Genomic DNA, 16,937 nt, shown 5'->3' with positions numbered 1-16,937 from the left:
GCGAGACCCGCGTCAGCCGGACTCCCGCGAAAGATGCTTCTGGACCTTCGCGACAGTCGGGAAAAGCAACCGATGCGCGACGACGAGATTGACGACGGCCAGAATCGTGGCGAGAACCGGTAAGAGGGTGTACATCACGATGCCTGGCGTGAATTCTATTCGATCTTTCGCATCATATCGCCCAGAACCGGCAATCCCGGAGACATAGAAGATCAAGAAAACCACTGTCGCAAAGAAAGCGCCGACGAACATTCCCGCCTCGACTCCACGCACGAGAATGGCACCTTTGGTCTCGACAGCACCAGTTCTCACATACGACCGGGACATCATCATGCCAACGCCGGAGAGGAACAGAAAGGCTGCAGTCAGTGTCGCCATTCCCATGGTAAGGACATTGGCCCCGTCACTCGAAGTGGGGAGAACCCTTCCTTCAATCTGTATGACGACGACGAGAACCAGGCCGATAACGCCCGTCCCCGCACCGAGACTGGTGGAGATCTCGCGAATGGCTCTGATCATGCCGGATGGGAGCCGCCGGTAGGGCTCCGTCGGCCACACAGTCGGATACGTCACGACTGCCGCTTCCAGTCCGTCGGATGCGACATCGATTCCGTGTTGGTCTTGGGCCAGGTGCTCCCCAGAGAGGTGACCTTGTCCAGGATCGCGGTTTGTTCCACACCGATGCTGTTGGTGAGCGAATCAACGGCACCGATGGTGGTGAAGATCGAAGCAATGCCCGCGCCGAGCACTCCGATCAGAATGACGATCGCAGCCGGAATTCCGACCACGGTGATGGCGCTGACAGCGGCCGCGGCGGTAGCGATGACCAACCCCGCGACCGTTCCGTATATCTGGAGCCAGAAGCTCTCAAGGCCGTTGGCGAGGTTGACGAGCGAGTTCCGGATCTGCAATCCCAGATCCTTGAGCGAGTTCAGCCCCGCGACTTGAGCGGGCACGGTGGCCTTGTACGTCTCGGCCGCCTTGCCACTCCATTCGATGTTCGTCTTGAGCTTGTCCAGGGTTACCGAACCGGCGATCTCGCCGACACCGTTACCGATCCGATCCGACCACTCGGCGGCTACTTGTCTCAGTTTGACGGGGTCGCCGATGTCGGTGGTGAAATTTCTGATCGCACCCCAGAACTCGGTCATCTTCCCGTTCAGTTCGTTCATGCCCCGTCGCACGGGTTCGATCAGATCCGAGAGGACGTCCGGCACCCAGCTCATCACGCTGTTCACCTCGTCGAACAACTCGCGGATCTTGTCTTCGATTTCGCGAAGCTTTTCCATCGACTGATCGATGACCGGATTCGCTCCAGCGGCCGTCATGGTGGATTCCCCTCGGGTAGGTCGCTAGCCGCGGCCGGCGCGATCGATGTCGAGCGCGTGCTGGTCCTCGTCATGCGCGTACCGGTCAGCAGCCGCGCGCAGGCTGGAAGACAGCGCGCGGAAGTTGCTTCCGGCTTGGTCGATCATGTCCTGGATGAGGGCACGGGCCTGGTTGTATTGCCTGTCGAGTCCTTTCGCTGCCGCGTACGACATGACCTCACGGGGCGTCAGTCCGAGTGGATCGATCGCAGCGCGAGGAGCGGCGAGATCGTCCGCGGCTGTGTCCCACAGGTCCGCGTCCGAACGAAGCGCGTCCAGCGCCAGCGCAATGTCGTAAGCGTCCGCCATCAGGACTGCTCCCTGCTGATCGACGGTCCGAGACCGACGCGACGCGCCATCCGGTGCGGGTCGAAGAGCAGTCCCATGAGCTCGGCGATCGCGGGACCTTGCGGACCATCGGTGAGGCCCGGCGGAGCGCTCGCCCTGCGAAGCTGACGAAGCACGTCGAGGATTTCGCTCTCGATCTCGCCTGTCCGCACCTGCGCCACCCACGACGAGTCGATCTCCACGGCGACGATCTGCCCGTTGGACGCCTCGCCGCGGACATGGCCGCCGCGACTCTCGACGGTGATGCGGCGATTGACGACCGTGGCGGCTCGCTGAGTGAACTGCGCCAGCTCGGCGGTCGCGGCGTCCACCAGGCGAAGCATGTCTTGAGTACCGAGAGGTGACTCGTCAGCGGCGGACGCGGGGGTCGCACCGAAGGTCGGCATGGCAGGCGGATTGCGTGCGACATCGTCCACCTGCCGACCCAACGCGGCGATGGTGGCGGCGTTCGCCGCCGCGGTCACGGCGCTGGGAAGCCCGCGCGGGTCGACCGACTGTTTCCACTCGTGCGTGAGGACCACTGAGAGGACATCGGCGTCCGGTGACACGACCACCGTGACGACACCATCCTGATCCTGGCCGCTGATCCGGTCCTCCTCGGGAACCGGCTCAGTGGATGACGACCGCGGTGGATCGTCGTCCTGTTCCAGTTCCTCCTCGAAGGCCCATCGCTCGTCGTCCATCCTCGCCCTCCCCGGCTCAGAACCAACAGCGACCAACACCGTACTCGGAGTAATGGTCGCATGTCAGCCGGTTCTGAGCCGGGTGTCGATCAGAGCGAGGAGATCAGCCTCTCGACGCGTTCGTCCACCGAACGGAACGGGTCCTTGCACAGCACGGTCCGCTGCGCCTGGTCGTTCAGCTTCAGGTGCACCCAGTCCACGGTGAAGTCACGTCCGGCGGCCTGCGCGGCGGCGATGAAGTCACCGCGCAGTTTCGCCCGCGTGGTCTGCGGCGGGGTGTCCTTGGCGACCTCGATCTCGCCGTCGTCGGTGACCCGGCGGACCAGCCCCTTGCGCTGCAGCAGGTCGAAGATGCCGCGGCCACGCCGGATGTCGTGGTAGGCCAGGTCGAGCTGCGCGATCCGCGGGCTCGACAGGTCGAGGTCGTGCTTGGCACGGTAGCGCTCGACCAGCCGGTGCTTGATCGCCCAGTCGATCTCGGTGTCGATCTTGCTGAAGTCCTGCTGCTCCACCGCCTCCAGCGCCCGGCCCCACAGTTCGACGACGCGCTCGGACTGCGGCGACGAACCGGTCTCCTTGACGTGCTGGACGGCGCGGGCGTGGTACTCGCGCTGGATGTCCAGCGCGGACGCCTCGCGGCCGCCGGCGAGCCGCACCTGGCGGCGGCCGGTGAGGTCGTGGCTGATCTCGCGGATCGCCCTTATCGGGTTGTCCAGGGTGAAGTCGCGGAACTGGACACCCGCCTCGATCATCTCCAGCACCAGGTTCGCCGACCCGACCTTGAGCAGGGTGGTCGGTTCGGCCATGTTCGAGTCGCCGACGATCACGTGCAGGCGCCGGTACCGCTCGGCGTCGGCGTGTGGTTCGTCGCGGGTGTTGATGATCGGCCGCGAACGCGTGGTGGCGCTGGAGACGCCTTCCCAGATGTGTTCCGCTCGCTGGGACAGGCAGTACACCGCGCCACGCGGCGTCTGCAAGACCTTCCCCGCGCCGCAGATCAGCTGCCGGGTCACCAGGAACGGCAGCAGCACGTCGGCGATCCGGGAGAACTCCCCGGCACGGGTCACCAGGTAATTCTCGTGACAGCCGTAGGAGTTGCCCGCCGAGTCGGTGTTGTTCTTGAACAGGAAGATGTCGCCGCCGATGCCCTCGTCCGCCAGCCGACGCTCGGCGTCGACCAGCAGATCCTCGAGGATCCGCTCCCCCGCCTTGTCATGCGTGACGAGCTGGACGAGGTCGTCGCATTCGGCCGTGGCGTATTCCGGGTGGGAGCCCACGTCGAGATAGAGCCGCGAGCCGTTGGACAGGAACACGTTCGACGAACGCCCCCAGGACACGACACGCCGAAACAGGTAACGCGCCACTTCGTCCGGAGAGAGCCTGCGTTGCCCGTGAAAGGTGCACGTGACCCCGAACTCGGTCTCGATGCCAAAGATCCGCCGCTGCATCCCACCAGAGTAGGCGGTGAGGCCCCACTGACGGTGCGCCGTTCGGGCGGCGACACGCGGTCGGTACGTTGCATTCGGTGAAAGGTGTGCGGGAAGTCCCGATCGGGTATCACGCGCATGACATCCCGATCCGGAAGCGGTGAAACCGTGTTAAAGCAGCTCAAGCGCCCTTTCCGCAAGGTCGGGCGGACCGACCGGCGACTGATGGCACGGAGCGCGGCGCTGCCGAGGACCCGGGCCGACGACGTGATCACCTCGCTCTCCAAAAGTGCGGACAAATCCAAGCTCTGGTGGTGTGTCGCGGTCCTGCTCGCGGCGAAGAAGGGCCCGACACGCCGGGGCGCGCTCCGCGGTGTGGCGGCCATCGCCGGAGCGAGCGCCGCGGCGAACCTGATCGGCAAACCGCTGTTCCCCCGCCGCCGCCCCGCGGCCGAGGAGGTGCCGATGCACCGGCGCCTCGTCCGGCGCCCGACCTCGTCGTCGTTCCCCTCCGGGCACTCGGCGTCCGCGGCCGCCTTCGTCACCGCCGTCGCGATGGAATCGCCCAGGACCGGCGCGGCCCTCGTACCGCTGGCCGCCGCCGTGGCCTACTCCCGGGTCCACACCGGCGTCCACTGGCCGAGTGACGTCGGTGTGGGTATCAGCATCGGCGTCGGCGCGGGCCTGCTCACGCGGCACTGGTGGCCGCTGAACCCCGACGTCCCCGGCCGCACCGCGCACACCGCCGAGGCACCCGAAATGCGCGACGGCGAGGACATGCTCGTCCTGGTCAACCCGAACTCGGGGATCGACGGCCAGGACCCGACCGAGGAGGCCCGCTTCGCGTGGCCGAAGGCGACCATCCTGTACCCGGACTCGAAGCGGGACCTGCGCGAACAGCTCGTCGACGAGATCGCCGGCCGTGACGGCACCGTGCGCGCGCTGGGCGTCGCCGGCGGGGACGGGACGGTCGCCGCGGTGGCCTCCGTCGCGGCCGACCACGACCTGCCGCTCGCGCTCATCCCGGCGGGCACCCTCAACCACTTCGCCCGGGACGTCGGCATGCGCTCCATGCCCGACGCGGACGCCGCCACCGAGGCGGGCAACGCCGTGGGCGTCGACCTCGGCGAGGTCGAGATCAACGACGACGATGACCACCGCTACTTCGTCAACACCGCCAGCCTCGGCGGCTACCCGGAAATGGTGCGGGTGCGGGAAAGGCTGCAGAAGCGGCACCCGAAGTGGCCGTCCGCGGCGATCGCGCTCGCCCGCACGCTCCGGCGCGCGAAGCCGCTGGAAGTGACCCTCAACGGGAAGACGACCAGCATCTGGCTGCTGTTCGTCGGCAACGGCACCTACGCGCCGAAGGGGTTGGCTCCCTCGCACCGCCCGGCGCTCGACACCGGCCTTCTCGACGTCCGCTACCTGCGAGCCGACCTTCCCTACTCCCGGGCGCGGTTCATCCTGGCCACGATCACGAACAGCCTCAACGCGAGCCACGTCTACCAGGAACTCGACGTCCCGGAACTGCATGTCCGGCTCCTCAACGGCAACCGCCGCGTCGCCACCGACGGCGAGGTCGGGCCGCTCGGCAACGACTTCCGCTTCCGGTCGCGGCCCAGCGCGCTGACCATCTACCGGAACTAGCGCTTAGTGGTCACCATCGAAGTCCTCCACTTAGGCTTCGAGCAGGGCGCTGCCCAGCGGCGTCAGCGAGTGCAGCACGGCGTTGCGGTCGCGTTCGGTGGTAATCAGCCCCGCGCGCCGCAACACGGTGGTGTGCTTGCTGATCGCCGACGGCGTCACTCCCAGCCTGGCGGCCAGCTCGGACGTGCTGCGCCCGACCGCGAGGACCGCCAGCGCCGCCGCCCGGGTCGGCCCGAGCAGGTCGGCGAGCGCGCTGTCCGGCGATCTCCGCACGTCACGGCCGTAGCCGGTCGACGGGGCCGCTTGCCGCACCGACGGATACAGCAGCCGGACCGGTGCCTCACCCGCCGCCGGGACGATCACCGGGCACACCGCGAAGTAGGTCGGCGAGATCACCAGCCCGGCCCCACCCGCGGCACAGGAGCCGATGATCCCGTCGGCGATCTCCAGCACCGGAGACGACCAGCGCACCCGCGGCCGCAGACTCGTCAGTACCGCGCCCACTCCGCCGTGAAGCAACAGCTGCGCCCGCATCCCACGGTCCGCGTCGACCTGCGCCCGCGCCGGCTCCCATCCCGGCGCCAGCGACAGTTCGAAGTAGTCCTGCATCGCCTGGACGAGCCTCGAGAGCCCGGCGGTGTCCCCATCCGGCAATCCCGCCGCCCACGCGGGCAGTTCCCGGTTGACCGCGGCGTCCCGCAACGCCGCTTTCAGGTACACCGAGTCGGTCCGGGCGATCTCCGCGAGCCCCGCCTCCAAGCCGCTTTCGTCGGCGTCCGGAACGAGGAACGCCGGGATCGGTGCGTACGGGCGGCACAGCCACAGCAGTACCGAGGCCGACTCCGGCAGCCCGAGCCGGACACGGTGCCGCCACCGGTTGAACAACGCCGAGCCCGCGTCGCGCCGTTGCAGGATCTGCAAGCTGGAGACCAGCTCGGCCAAGGGGTCGGCTTCGGGCGCGAGCCGGACGCGTGTCAGGTCCTGCAACGTCAGCTCGATGCGCACGGATGTCCTCGCCTTGATCGGAGTCTTCGCCGTGTGATCGCGAGCCACGCCGTTCCGTTACATGGCTGAACTGCCTTATTGCCGCTCCCGGAAATCTCCTCGACGGCCGTGGTTCAGACCTGAATGATGTTCGAAGAAGGTCCGCTTCTCGGGGGTTTACGCGGAGCCTTCCACGAGGGGGATTCACCGGCAGGGCCCAAAGGCCGCGATTCGTCGCGGTCTGACGATTCCTGCCGTTCTCCCTCACCTCACTGGGAGAAAACGCTTTCCACAAAGGGGAAAGAAAATGACTAAAATGAAGCGCCTGGCGGGAATCATCGCCGCCGCGGCCGGTGTGCTGACCCTGGCCACCGCGCCCGCCGCCACCGCGGCCCCGCAGCCCACCGGCGACGGGTTCAAGACGGTCTCCGTGCACGGCATCAAGCTCATCCCGGTCAAGCGCACCTCGACCGGCGCGCGCACGCAGGCCGCCGGCGTGGCCGACGCGGACATGTACCTGATCCCGTCCGGGCTGGACTCGAACAAGTGCTGGGACGCGGACCTCAACAGCATCAACCGCAACGGCACCAGGATGCAGCTCTGGGACTGCAACCTGGACGCGGACCACCAGGCGTTCTACATCACCGACAACCCCGAGGGCTACTCCCGCTTCCAGAACGTGGCCAGCGGCCGCTACCTGGACGCGGACCTCAACACCATCAACAAGAACGGCACCATCGTCCAGCTGTGGGACTTCATCGCCGGCGCCAAGAACCAGTGGTGGGGCGGCACCGTCAACCCCGAAGGCTACGTCCGGTTCCAGAACCCGAGCAGCGGCCGGTACCTGACCGCTGAGGGCAACTCGGCCTCCAACGGCACGCGGCTCCAGCTGTGGAGCTTCATCGCCGGTGGCCGCAGCCAGTGGTGGGGCGACACCCCCTCCTGATCCTGAGTCGTGACTGTTCCAAGTCGTGCTGAGGACCCGGACACTCACGCATCAAGTACATGAAGGCCCCCTTGCTTGCGCCTGGCGCAAGCAAGGGGGCCTTCATATACTTGGGAATCGCGCCTCAGCTCGCAACCTGCCGTCCACTGTGTACGGCGCGGCTCGCAATTCCGTGAAGGAACTCAGTCCTTCTTGGACTCGCCTTCGGGCTTGTCGCCCTCGGCCTCGTCCTTCGCCGGTTCCTCCGGCTCGGGGGGCAGCAGCGCGTCCAGCGCCGCCCCGACGACCCGGCGGAACTTGCGGTTGCGCCGCTCCCGTTCCAGGACGGCGACTTCGAGCTTCACCGGGTCCGAGTCGCCGTTCGTGGGTGTCGGGGTGTTGTCGCGCAACGCCTTCACCGCGACGCCGAGCGCCGCCTCCAGCTCCAGGTCCGCCTCGTAGCTGTCTTTCAGCTTCGTGGTGAGCGTGTCGGCCTGACCACCCATCACCACGAACTTCGGCTCGTCGAAGATCGAACCGTCGTAGGTCAACCGGTACAGCTGGTCCTCGGCCGCGGTCGCGCCGACCTCGGCGACGCAGATCTCCACCTCGAACGGCTTCAGCTGCTCGGTGAAGATGCTGCCCAGCGACGCGGCGTACGCGTTCGCCAGCGCACGCGCGCTGACGTCCCGCCGGTCGTACTGGTAGCCCTTCAGATCCGCGTGCCGGATACCGGCGACACGGAGGTTCTCGAACTCGCTGTAGCGGCCCACGGCCGCGAAGCCGATCCGGTCGTAGATCTCCGACACCTTGTGCAACGTCGCCGAGGGGTTCTCGGCCACGAACAGCACGCCACCGCGGTACTTGAGCACGACCACGCTCCGGCCGCGCGCGATGCCCTTGCGCGCGATCTCGGAACGCTCCCGCATCAGCTGCTCGGGAGAGGCGTACAACGGCATCGTCACTGTGGTGCTCCGCTCTTTCTGGCTCTCATCGGAAGGGGACAGCGACGGCTAGCGCCCGCGCTCGGCGCGCGCGGCGACGATCGCCTCGGCCACCGCGGTCGTCTGCTCCTGCGGCACCGCCACCGCGCCCTGCTCCGCGGTGATCGTCACGATCGTCGGGAAGATCCGGCGCACCAGATCCGGCCCGCCGGTCGCGGTGTCGTCGTCCGCGGCGTCGTACAACGCTTCCACCGCCACCCGGATCGCGGCTTCGGCGTCCGCGTCCGGGTCGTACAGCTTCTTCAGCGAGCCCTTCGCGAACAGTGAACCCGAACCGATGGCGTGGTAACCGGCGTTCTCCTCGTAGCGTCCGCCCGTCGCGTCGTACGAGACGATCCGGCCCGCGTGCTTCGCGTCCTCCGCGTCGAGGTCGTACCCGACGAACAACGGCAGCACGGCCAGCCCGGCCATCGCCATCTCGAGGTTGGACTTCACCAGACCGGCGAGTTTGTTCGTCTTGCCGTCGAGCGAGAGCGAAACGCCCTCGATCTTCTCGTAGTGCGCCAGTTCGACCGCGTACAGCCGCACCATCTCGATCGCCAGCCCTGCCGAGCCCGCGATGCCCACGGCCGAGTACTCGTCGGTGAGGTGCACCTTCTCCATGTCGCGCGAGGCGATCAGGTTGCCCGACGTCGCCCGCCGGTCACCGGCGATCAGCACCCCGCCCGCGAACTTGACCGCGACGATCGTCGTTCCGTGCGGCGCGTCGAGCCCGGCCGCCCCGGACGCGACGCGCCGCTCCGGGAGCAGCTCAGGTGCCTGCGCCCGGAGGAAGTCCGAGAACGACGAGGTCCCCGACGTGAAGTACGCGGCGGGCAGCGCCGACTTACCCGAGGTGTGTTCCATACGTGCTCAAAGTTCCCATCTGTGTGATCCGCCGGCTCTGCGCGGACGGCCGCATCCGGCCGCCGGAAGACGAGTTACTCGCCGCCCTTTTGCACGTACGCGCGGACGAAGTCCTCGGCGTTCTCCTCGAGTACGTCGTCGATCTCGTCAAGGATCGTGTCGACGTCCTCGCCGAGCTTCTCGCGTCGCTCCTGGCCCGCCGGACCGCCGTCCTCGAACTCTTCGTCCGAGTCGCCTCCGCCGTGCTTTTCGATCTTTTCCTGAGCCATCTCGCCTCCCGGTGTGGCTGATGTTCCTAGCCTACCCAGCGGTCCCGACATTCCGTGGGATCCGTGATCGCTTAACCCTGAGGAAAGGAATTCCCGCTAGTCCGAACCGGTGAGGGCTTCCACCAGCTCCTCGGCTGTCGCGGACTCGTCCAGCAACTTCCCCACGTGGGCCTTCGTGCCCCGCAGCGGCTCCAACGTCGGGATCCGCACCAGCGATTCCCTGCCGACGTCGAAGATGACCGAATCCCAGGACGCCGCGGCGATGGAGCTGGCGTACTTCTCCAGCGTGCGGCCCCGGAAATAGGCCCTGGTGTCCGAAGGCGGGGTCGTGACCGCCTCCAGCACCTCCTCCTCGGTCACCAGGCGCTTCATCGAACCCCTGGTGACGAGCCTGTTGTACAGGCCCTTGTCCAAGCGGACATCCGAGTACTGCAGGTCGACCAGCCGCAATCGCGGCGCACCCCAGGCCAGCTGGTCCCGAGCGCGGTAGCCCTCGAGCAACCGCAGCTTCGCAGGCCAGTCCAGCCTGTCCGCGCATTCCTGTGGGTCCCGCGCCAGCGCGTCCAGGATCTCGCCCCAGACCCGCAGGACCTCCTTGGAGGCCTCGTCCGCGCCGGTGCGCTCCAGGTTCGCCGACGCGATCTCGTGGTAGGCGAACTGGAGGTCCAGCCCGGTGTACTTCCGCCCGTTGGCCAGCGACACCTTCGCCTTCAGCGTCGGGTCGTGGCTGATCTGGTGCACCGCGCGCACCGGCTCGTCCAGCTTCAGGTCGTCGAACCGGATGCCTGCCTCGATCAGGTCCAGCACCAGCGCCGTCGTCCCGACCTTGAGGTACGTCGAGTACTCGGCCAGGTTCGCGTCGCCGATGATGACGTGCAGACGGCGGTACTTGTCGGCGTCTGCGTGCGGCTCGTCGCGGGTGTTGATGATCCCGCGCTTGAGCGTCGTCTCCAGGCCGACCTCGACCTCGATGTAGTCGGAACGCTGCGAGAGCTGGAAGCCCGCTTCCTCGCTCTGCTGCCCGACACCGACACGGCCCGAACCGGTCATCACCTGACGGGAGGCGAAGAACGGCGTCAGCCCCGCGATCACCGCGGTGAACGGGGTCGACCGCTGCATCAGGTAGTTCTCGTGCGTGCCGTAGCTCGCGCCCTTGCCGTCGACGTTGTTCTTGTACAGCTGCAAAGGCGGCTGGCCGGGCACCGTGGCGGCCTTGCGCGCCGCCTCCTCCATGACCCGCTCGCCCGCCTTGTCCCAGATGACCGCGTCGCGCGCGTTCGTCACCTCGGGCGCTGAGTACTCCGGGTGAGCGTGGTCGACGTACAGTCGCGCGCCGTTGGTCAAAATCACGTTCGCCGCGCCGAGATCCTCGACGTCCGGGTCGTGCCCAGGGCCGCTCGGGCCGGTCAGGTCGAACCCACGGGCGTCGCGCAGAGGTGATTCCACCTCGTAGTCCCACCGTGCCCGCCTGGCCCGTGGGATGTCCGCCGCGGCCGCGTAGGCCAGCACGACCTGGGTCGAGGTAAGTACCGGGTTCGCCGTCGCGTCGCCCGGCACCGCGATGCCGTACTCGACTTCGGTTCCCATGATCCGCCGCATACCCACCACCCTACGGGGTCGGAGCCGTGCGACGATGCCCCCCATGGCAGGCAGTGACGAACTCGTTGCGCTCTATGACCTCGGCGGAACCGCCGTGGGGGCGGCCACCCGCTCCCGGGTCCGCGCCGAGGGACTGTGGCACGCGGCGGGCGTGGTGTTGGTCCGTTCGAGTGATGGAAACTCCGTTTACGTGCACCTGCGTACGCCGACGAAGGACGTCTATCCCTCCACATGGGACTGCTGGGCAGGCGGCATCGTCGCGGCGGGTGAGACACCGGAGGACTGCGCACGCCGTGAACTGGCTGAAGAACTGGGTGTTCACGGAGTGGAACTGCGGCCGCTTTTCATCCATGTCACCGACGACGACACGATCCGCTGCCACAACTTCGCGTTCGAAACACGATGGGACGGCCCCTTCGTCCATCAAGCGTCCGAAGTCGTCGAAGGACGGTGGCTGACGCTGGACGAGTTGCGTTCGTGGCTCGACGATCCGGGCAGCCGGTTCGTGCCGGACGGACGTCTCGGCGCCTTGGAGTGGTTCCGGCGGGAGGCCTAGTGTCGCGTGATCCCGCAGGTCTTACGCGTGACTGGACGGAGAGCTCGCGTGATCAGACGGAGATCTCGCGACACTAGGCCGAACGGAGGCGTTGCGCGACGAGCGGAAGCAGCCGCTTCGCCGCTTCGGTCGCCCGAGCCTCGGTCCCGGCGGTCACGCTGAGGGCGGAGACGAGCTTCCCCTTGGCGAGCAACACGGTGCACGTCGTGCCTTCACACCAAGCGCGCTGTACTTCGACGCCGGTTTGCTTCGCCAGGGTGAGCTTCTTGCCTTCGCAGTCAGCCTGGGTGACGACGTCCGAAGCGTCGCGGTCGGTGTACTCGGTGACCTGATGCTCCAGCGTCGAACCACTCGGGTACGACCACGCCGTCGAGCGGCTGGTGCCGCGGGTGAGACCGGTCAGGCAGCCGGACACCTTGGTCTCGGCCGGGACGACCTCTTCCTCGGCGACGTCCTCGTCGGTCAGCAACGCGGCGGAAACGGCCACGGGGGCCGGAGCCGAGGTCGACGGCGGCGGGATCGGGGCGGCTTGCGGCTTGACCGAAGGCTGCGCGGGTTCGGCCGCGGGCGTCGGTGCCGGATCGTCGTAGTAGGTGTCGAGATCGTTGGGACGGTCGGCGCAGCCCGACAAACCGAACAGCGCGACCGTCGCCACCGCGAGCACCTGCCGATGACGCACCCTCAAGCCTCCCCGGTGACCCGCCAGACGTTTGCCGCGAGACTAGACCAGCCCTTCAGTGCCAGCCGAGGCAGGACCTGTGCCGCCAGTAGGCGACCGGTTCTTCGGCGAGTCCGGCCAGCTCTTCGAGTTCGGCCGCGGCCAGCTTCGCCTTGGTGGCAACGAGATTCTCCGCGAGCTGCGCCGTGCTCGACGGGCCGATGACCGCGACCGGCCGCCAGTCCTGCGCCAGCACCGCCGCGATCGCCACCGCGTCCGGGCCGGCTTCGTGTTCCCGCGCGATCCTCGCGAGCGCCGCCGGTGGCTCGACCACCAGCCGTCCGTTCGCGACGGTTTCCTTGACCAGCACCTGTTTCCCGGCCGCGTGTGCCTCGGCGAGCGCCGGGCCGACGGAGGGTTCGAGCAGGTTCCACGTCGACTGCACGGCGCTGAAAACCGGCGTTCCGGACACTTCCAGCTCGAACGCCCGGCGGACCGCGTCGGCCTGTGCCGGTCCGGACGTGGAGAACCCCACCGGGACACCGTCGGCGGCGAGTTCGGCCAGCGCGCCGACGAGCCGGTCGTCGGTGAACAGCGGACTGTCCACAGTGAGCGAGTGGACCTGGTAGAGCGAGACCGCCTTCCCCAGCAGGCCAACGGTTTCCGCCCACTGCTCGGCGAACCGCGTCGCGGTGTGCTCCTTGACCTCGTGCACTTCCGCGTCGAGCTTCCACTCCCCCACGTAGCGGTAGCCCCATTTGCTCGACACCGTCACGTCCGGGTGGGCGCGATCGGCGAGCCAGCCGGCGAGGAACTCTTCGGAGGAACCATACGATCGGGCGACATCGATCCAGCGGACACCGGCTCGGTACGCGTCGTCGAGCACGGCATAGGTCGCCGCGCGCATCGCTTCGAATTCACGTCCCGGCGGCAGCGCGTCGACCCGGCCGAGATTGATGTACGCGGGCCTGCCGAGCGCCGCCAGCCCGACGGCGATCCGTTCGCCGACGCCGATTTCCGAGTCTGTCACCGGGCTCCTTCGTTCTTGTGCCGGAGGATCGCGAGCCACTGGCCCGAGTTCTGCGCCTGCCGATGGAGCTTCTCGAGGCGGGCGGCGGGAGCCCGAACGTAACCCTTGCCGAAGACCGGCGCGATCTGACGAAGGCTGGCACCCTCCTCCCTGGCGGCGAGCAGCGCCCAGTCGGACGCGTCGGCGCAGGCCGCGGAGGCACGCCGCAACTCCCCCAGGATCTCGATGAGTTCGGGGGCGCTCACCTCCCCCGCCCGCACGGCGGCGGCCGTCGTTTCCAGCCACGCCAGGACATCGGCTTCGGTGATCGGCGCGCGCGGGCGCCCGGAGGATTCGCTCACGGCTCCGAAGTATAGGGCGTTATACGCTTGATTCGGCCGCGAGGCGCGCCGGAGGCGTCGGACACATCGTCCGAAAACCGCTGGAGTACACAGTGGATTCCAGCTTCACTGAGTCCGAAGATGAGGACTCTGGAGAAGGACAATTGGGACGTTTCGGTATCACGATCCGGTTCGCGGCACTCGCGATCGTGTGGGGCGCGAGTTTTCTGTTCATCAAAATCGGTCTCACCGGCCTTTCACCGGCTCAGGTGGCGCTCTCCCGCGTCTGCCTCGGCGCGCTGGCGCTGATCGCCATCGCCGCCTGGCGGCGAAAGCCACTCCCCCGTGATCCGGCGGTCTGGGGCCATCTCGCGGTCGTCTCCGTACTGCTGTGCGTCATCCCGTTCCTGCTGTTCTCCTGGGCCGAGCAGTACATCTCCTCCGGGCTCGCCAGCATCTTCAACGCGACGACTCCGCTGATCACCATGCTCATCGCGGCGGCCGCGCTGCCCTCCGAGCGCTTCACGAAGGCCCGCACGACCGGCCTGGTCCTCGGTTTCCTCGGCGTGCTCACCATCGTCGGGGTCTGGCAAGGGATCGACGTGTCCCACGAACTGACCGCGCAACTGGCGTGCCTCGGCGCGACGACCTGCTACGGGATTTCGTTCGTCTACGTGCGGCGGTTCATCTCCTGGCGGAACCTCGACGCGCCGACCATCGCGCTCGGACAGGTCTGCTGCGGGGCCGTGGTGATGCTGGTGCTCGCGCCGTTCATCGCGACGACGCCGGTGCACCTCGACACGACGATCGTCCTCAGCATGATCGCGCTCGGGGCGCTGGGTACCGGACTCGCCTACGCCTGGAACGCGTCGATCATCGCGGCGTGGGGCGCGTCGAACGCGTCAGCGGTGACCTACCTCACACCCGTTGTGGGAGTACTGCTCGGGGTTCTGGTCCTCGACGAACCCTTGGCGTGGAACCAGCCCGCCGGAGCGCTGCTCGTCGTCCTCGGGATCCTGGCCGCGCACGGTCGCCTGAGCCCGCGCAAGAAGGTCGAGGAACCCGTAGCCGTATAGGTACGACGAAGGGGCCCTTCACCTCCATCCATGCCCCCGCCGCCACCCTCAACGGTGGCGCTGCGCGCCCAGCCTGGATTCCAATGCGGTGAAGGGCCCCTTCGGCTCGTTCTACAGGTACTGACCGGTGTTCGTGGCGGTGTCGATCGCCCGCCCCGAATCCTGGTTCTTGCCGGTGACGAGCGTGCGGATGTAGACGATCCGCTCACCCTTCTTGCCGGAGATCCGGGCCCAGTCGTCCGGGTTGGTGGTGTTCGGCAGGTCCTCGTTCTCCGCGAACTCGTCGACGATCGCGTCCAGCAGATGCTGCACACGCAGGCCGGGCTGCTGGGTCTCCAGCACCGACTTGATGGCCGACTTCTTCGCCCGGTCCACGATGTTCTGGATCATCGCGCCCGAGTTGAAGTCACGGAAGTACAGGACCTCCTTGTCACCGTTGGCGTAGGTGACCTCGAGGAACCGGTTCTCGTCCGTCTCCTCGTACATCCGCTCGACGGTGTGCTGGATCATCGCGTCGAACGTCGCCCTGCGGTCACCGCCGAACTCTGCCAGGTCGTCCGCGTGGATCGGCAGACCGTCGGACAGGTACTTGGAGAAGATGTCCTTCGCGCCTTCGGCGTCCGGACGCTCGATCTTGATCTTGACGTCGAGCCGGCCCGGCCGCAGGATCGCCGGGTCGATCATGTCTTCACGGTTGGAGGCGCCGATGACGATGACGTTCTCCAGGCCCTCGACACCGTCGATCTCCGAGAGCAGCTGCGGGACGATCGTGGTCTCCACGTCGGAGGACACGCCCGAACCGCGGGTGCGGAAGATCGAGTCCATCTCGTCGAAGAACACGATCACCGGGGTGCCTTCGGAGGCCTTTTCCCGAGCCCGCTGGAAGATCAGGCGGATATGCCGCTCGGTCTCCCCGACGAACTTGTTCAACAGCTCCGGACCCTTGATGTTCAGGAAGTAGGACTTCCCGTCCGCCTTGTCGCCGCGTGCTTCCGCGACCTTCTTGGCGAGCGAGTTGGCCACCGCCTTGGCGATGAGGGTCTTACCGCAGCCAGGAGGCCCGTAGAGCAGCACGCCCTTCGGCGGGCGCAGCTGGTACTCCTGGTAGAGATCCGCGTGCAGGAACGGCAGCTCGACGGCGTCCCGGATCTGCTCGATCTGCCGGGTGAGGCCACCGATGTCCTCGTATTGGACGTCGGGCACCTCCTCCAGCACGAGATCCTCGACCTCCGCCTTCGGCACGCGCTCGTAGGCGTAACCGGCTTTCGAGTCGACCAGCAGGGAATCGCCCGGTTTGAGGGGCTGTTCGGCCAGCGGATCGGAGAGCAGGACGACCCGCTCCTCGTCCGCGTGCCCGACCACGAGCGCACGGGGGCTGCCGCCCTCGACGTCCGGGGCCAGCACCTCGCGCAGTGCGCAGACCTCGCCGATCTTCTCGAAATCGCCGCCTTCGACGACGGTGAGCGCCTCGTTGAGCCGCAACGCCTGTCCGCGTTGCAGCGACGAGACCTCGACCGCGGGTGAGACCGAAACCCGCATCTTGCGGCCCGCGGTGAACACGTCCACCGTGTTGTCCTCGTACGCGGTCACGAACACGCCGTAACCGCTCGGAGGTTGGGCCAGCCTGTCGACCTCCTCTCGCAACGCGAGCAACTGGCCACGCGCCTCGCGGAGCGTCTCGACCAGTTTCGTGTTGCGTTCCGTGAGTTGGCTCACTCGTTCCGACGCCTCGGCGAGTCGCTGCTCCAGCACTCGGTTCTGACGTGGCGAATCGGTGAGCTTCCGGCGCAGCAGGGCCACTTCCTCCTCGAGGAAGCGAATTTGACGTGCCTGCTCGTCGGACGTGGTTCCAGCTCCGGTCGTTTCTGAAGGGTCGGCCTCCTCGCGCCGACCTCCGGGAAGGTCATGATGCATTGGGCACCTCCTCGGAGTGCTTTTCATTCCACGGTACCGGCGATCACCGACAATAAAAGGCCTTTCCGCATCACAAGATCGGCGCGTCGCGTTCCGGACGGCCTGCGAGCACGTACGTTCCCGCCGCGCAAGAGGCCATCCCGGTGCCCGGTCCGGCACTCCCATGGTCACAATCCGTCCACCTGCCCTGACCTGCGACGGGCTACCCGGCTCCGTCCGGGTACAAACTCCGATTCCGGTATCAGTTCGGCCCTAATCGAGCGGCGATCCGGCTCGGTGGCTAG

The 16,937-nt window shown here is 67.3% G+C and carries 18 protein-coding genes; 4 read left to right on the top strand and 14 right to left on the bottom strand.

Annotated features, from left to right (window positions below):
- Positions 1 to 12: 12 nt before the first annotated feature.
- From ACLARN_RS11860 to pafA, 5 genes are all read right to left on the bottom strand, one after another.
- Positions 13 to 519 carry a hypothetical protein gene (locus ACLARN_RS11860; protein ID WP_409491390.1) on the bottom strand — a complete coding sequence of 169 codons (507 nt, stop codon included), beginning with the start codon at positions 517 to 519 and terminating at the stop codon, positions 13 to 15.
- Positions 520 to 569: 50 nt separating this feature from the next.
- The gene (locus ACLARN_RS11855) at positions 570 to 1,328 is read right to left on the bottom strand and encodes a hypothetical protein (protein WP_409491389.1); all 759 of its coding nucleotides are present in this window, start codon (positions 1,326 to 1,328) and stop codon (positions 570 to 572) included.
- Positions 1,329 to 1,352: 24 nt separating this feature from the next.
- Positions 1,353 to 1,676: a hypothetical protein gene (locus tag ACLARN_RS11850; RefSeq protein ID WP_409491388.1), complete on the bottom strand. Its 324-nt coding sequence runs from the start codon at positions 1,674 to 1,676 to the stop codon at positions 1,353 to 1,355.
- Positions 1,676 to 2,398, bottom strand: a complete 723-nt coding sequence (locus ACLARN_RS11845; RefSeq protein ID WP_409491387.1) for a hypothetical protein — start codon at positions 2,396 to 2,398, stop codon at positions 1,676 to 1,678. Before ACLARN_RS11845 ends, ACLARN_RS11850 begins: the two co-directional genes overlap by 1 nt.
- Before the next feature lie 89 nt (positions 2,399 to 2,487).
- Positions 2,488 to 3,846 (bottom strand): Pup--protein ligase, encoded by a 1,359-nt coding sequence (gene pafA, locus ACLARN_RS11840; protein ID WP_181772308.1) that lies wholly within the window; start codon positions 3,844 to 3,846, stop codon positions 2,488 to 2,490.
- 204 nt (positions 3,847 to 4,050) lie between these two features.
- Between pafA and ACLARN_RS11835 the strand changes: the two genes are divergently transcribed.
- Positions 4,051 to 5,472, top strand: a complete 1,422-nt coding sequence (locus ACLARN_RS11835; protein ID WP_409491386.1) for a bifunctional phosphatase PAP2/diacylglycerol kinase family protein — start codon at positions 4,051 to 4,053, stop codon at positions 5,470 to 5,472.
- A 30-nt stretch (positions 5,473 to 5,502) separates the two neighbouring features.
- Here ACLARN_RS11835 and ACLARN_RS11830 read toward each other — a convergent pair whose 3' ends face one another.
- Positions 5,503 to 6,477 (bottom strand): ArsR/SmtB family transcription factor, encoded by a 975-nt coding sequence (locus tag ACLARN_RS11830; protein WP_409491385.1) that lies wholly within the window; start codon positions 6,475 to 6,477, stop codon positions 5,503 to 5,505.
- Between the two features lie 286 nt (positions 6,478 to 6,763).
- Between ACLARN_RS11830 and ACLARN_RS11825 the strand changes: the two genes are divergently transcribed.
- Entirely contained in the window at positions 6,764 to 7,402 is a 639-nt protein-coding gene (locus ACLARN_RS11825) for an RICIN domain-containing protein (RefSeq protein WP_409491384.1), read from the top strand.
- A gap of 182 nt (positions 7,403 to 7,584) precedes the next feature.
- Here ACLARN_RS11825 and prcA read toward each other — a convergent pair whose 3' ends face one another.
- The 4 genes from prcA to dop all read right to left on the bottom strand — a co-directional run bounded on the left by prcA (position 7,585) and on the right by dop (position 11,099).
- Positions 7,585 to 8,346: a proteasome subunit alpha gene (gene prcA, locus ACLARN_RS11820; RefSeq protein ID WP_409491383.1), complete on the bottom strand. Its 762-nt coding sequence runs from the start codon at positions 8,344 to 8,346 to the stop codon at positions 7,585 to 7,587.
- A gap of 48 nt (positions 8,347 to 8,394) precedes the next feature.
- Positions 8,395 to 9,231: a proteasome subunit beta gene (gene prcB, locus ACLARN_RS11815; protein ID WP_409491382.1), complete on the bottom strand. Its 837-nt coding sequence runs from the start codon at positions 9,229 to 9,231 to the stop codon at positions 8,395 to 8,397.
- 74 nt (positions 9,232 to 9,305) lie between these two features.
- Positions 9,306 to 9,500, bottom strand: a complete 195-nt coding sequence (locus ACLARN_RS11810; protein ID WP_037319666.1) for a ubiquitin-like protein Pup — start codon at positions 9,498 to 9,500, stop codon at positions 9,306 to 9,308.
- 96 nt (positions 9,501 to 9,596) lie between these two features.
- Positions 9,597 to 11,099, bottom strand: coding sequence for a depupylase/deamidase Dop (gene dop, locus ACLARN_RS11805; RefSeq protein ID WP_409491381.1), 1,503 nt, complete (start codon positions 11,097 to 11,099; stop codon positions 9,597 to 9,599).
- A 43-nt stretch (positions 11,100 to 11,142) separates the two neighbouring features.
- On the opposite strand from dop, the gene ACLARN_RS11800 reads away from it, so the two are divergent.
- Complete coding sequence (locus ACLARN_RS11800) at positions 11,143 to 11,655, top strand: NUDIX hydrolase (RefSeq protein ID WP_409491380.1); 513 nt, start codon at positions 11,143 to 11,145, stop codon at positions 11,653 to 11,655.
- A gap of 73 nt (positions 11,656 to 11,728) precedes the next feature.
- On the opposite strand, the gene ACLARN_RS11795 is transcribed toward ACLARN_RS11800, so the two are convergent.
- From ACLARN_RS11795 to ACLARN_RS11785, 3 genes are read right to left on the bottom strand one after another with little or no spacing between them, the layout of a single operon-like run.
- A complete protein-coding gene (locus tag ACLARN_RS11795) occupies positions 11,729 to 12,334 on the bottom strand; it encodes a hypothetical protein (RefSeq protein ID WP_409491379.1) in 606 nt (201 codons plus the stop codon).
- A gap of 55 nt (positions 12,335 to 12,389) precedes the next feature.
- Positions 12,390 to 13,343, bottom strand: a complete 954-nt coding sequence (locus tag ACLARN_RS11790) for an aldo/keto reductase (RefSeq protein WP_409491378.1) — start codon at positions 13,341 to 13,343, stop codon at positions 12,390 to 12,392.
- The gene (locus ACLARN_RS11785) at positions 13,340 to 13,684 is read right to left on the bottom strand and encodes a hypothetical protein (protein ID WP_409491377.1); all 345 of its coding nucleotides are present in this window, start codon (positions 13,682 to 13,684) and stop codon (positions 13,340 to 13,342) included. The genes ACLARN_RS11790 and ACLARN_RS11785 overlap by 4 nt, the downstream gene beginning before the upstream one ends.
- A 143-nt stretch (positions 13,685 to 13,827) precedes the next feature.
- On the opposite strand from ACLARN_RS11785, the gene ACLARN_RS11780 reads away from it, so the two are divergent.
- Positions 13,828 to 14,739 (top strand): DMT family transporter, encoded by a 912-nt coding sequence (locus tag ACLARN_RS11780; RefSeq protein WP_409491376.1) that lies wholly within the window; start codon positions 13,828 to 13,830, stop codon positions 14,737 to 14,739.
- Between the two features lie 111 nt (positions 14,740 to 14,850).
- Here the strand turns inward: ACLARN_RS11780 and arc are convergent, their stop codons facing one another.
- Complete coding sequence (arc, locus tag ACLARN_RS11775; RefSeq protein WP_409491375.1) at positions 14,851 to 16,653, bottom strand: proteasome ATPase; 1,803 nt, start codon at positions 16,651 to 16,653, stop codon at positions 14,851 to 14,853.
- Positions 16,654 to 16,937 lie beyond the last annotated feature (284 nt).

Source organism: Amycolatopsis sp. cmx-11-12, from assembly GCF_046269425.1.
In the GTDB taxonomy this organism is placed as follows: Bacteria; Actinomycetota; Actinomycetes; order Mycobacteriales; family Pseudonocardiaceae; genus Amycolatopsis.
The sequence above is the reverse complement of the archived record's forward strand: the minus strand, read 5'-3'. Positions and strand labels throughout refer to the sequence as shown.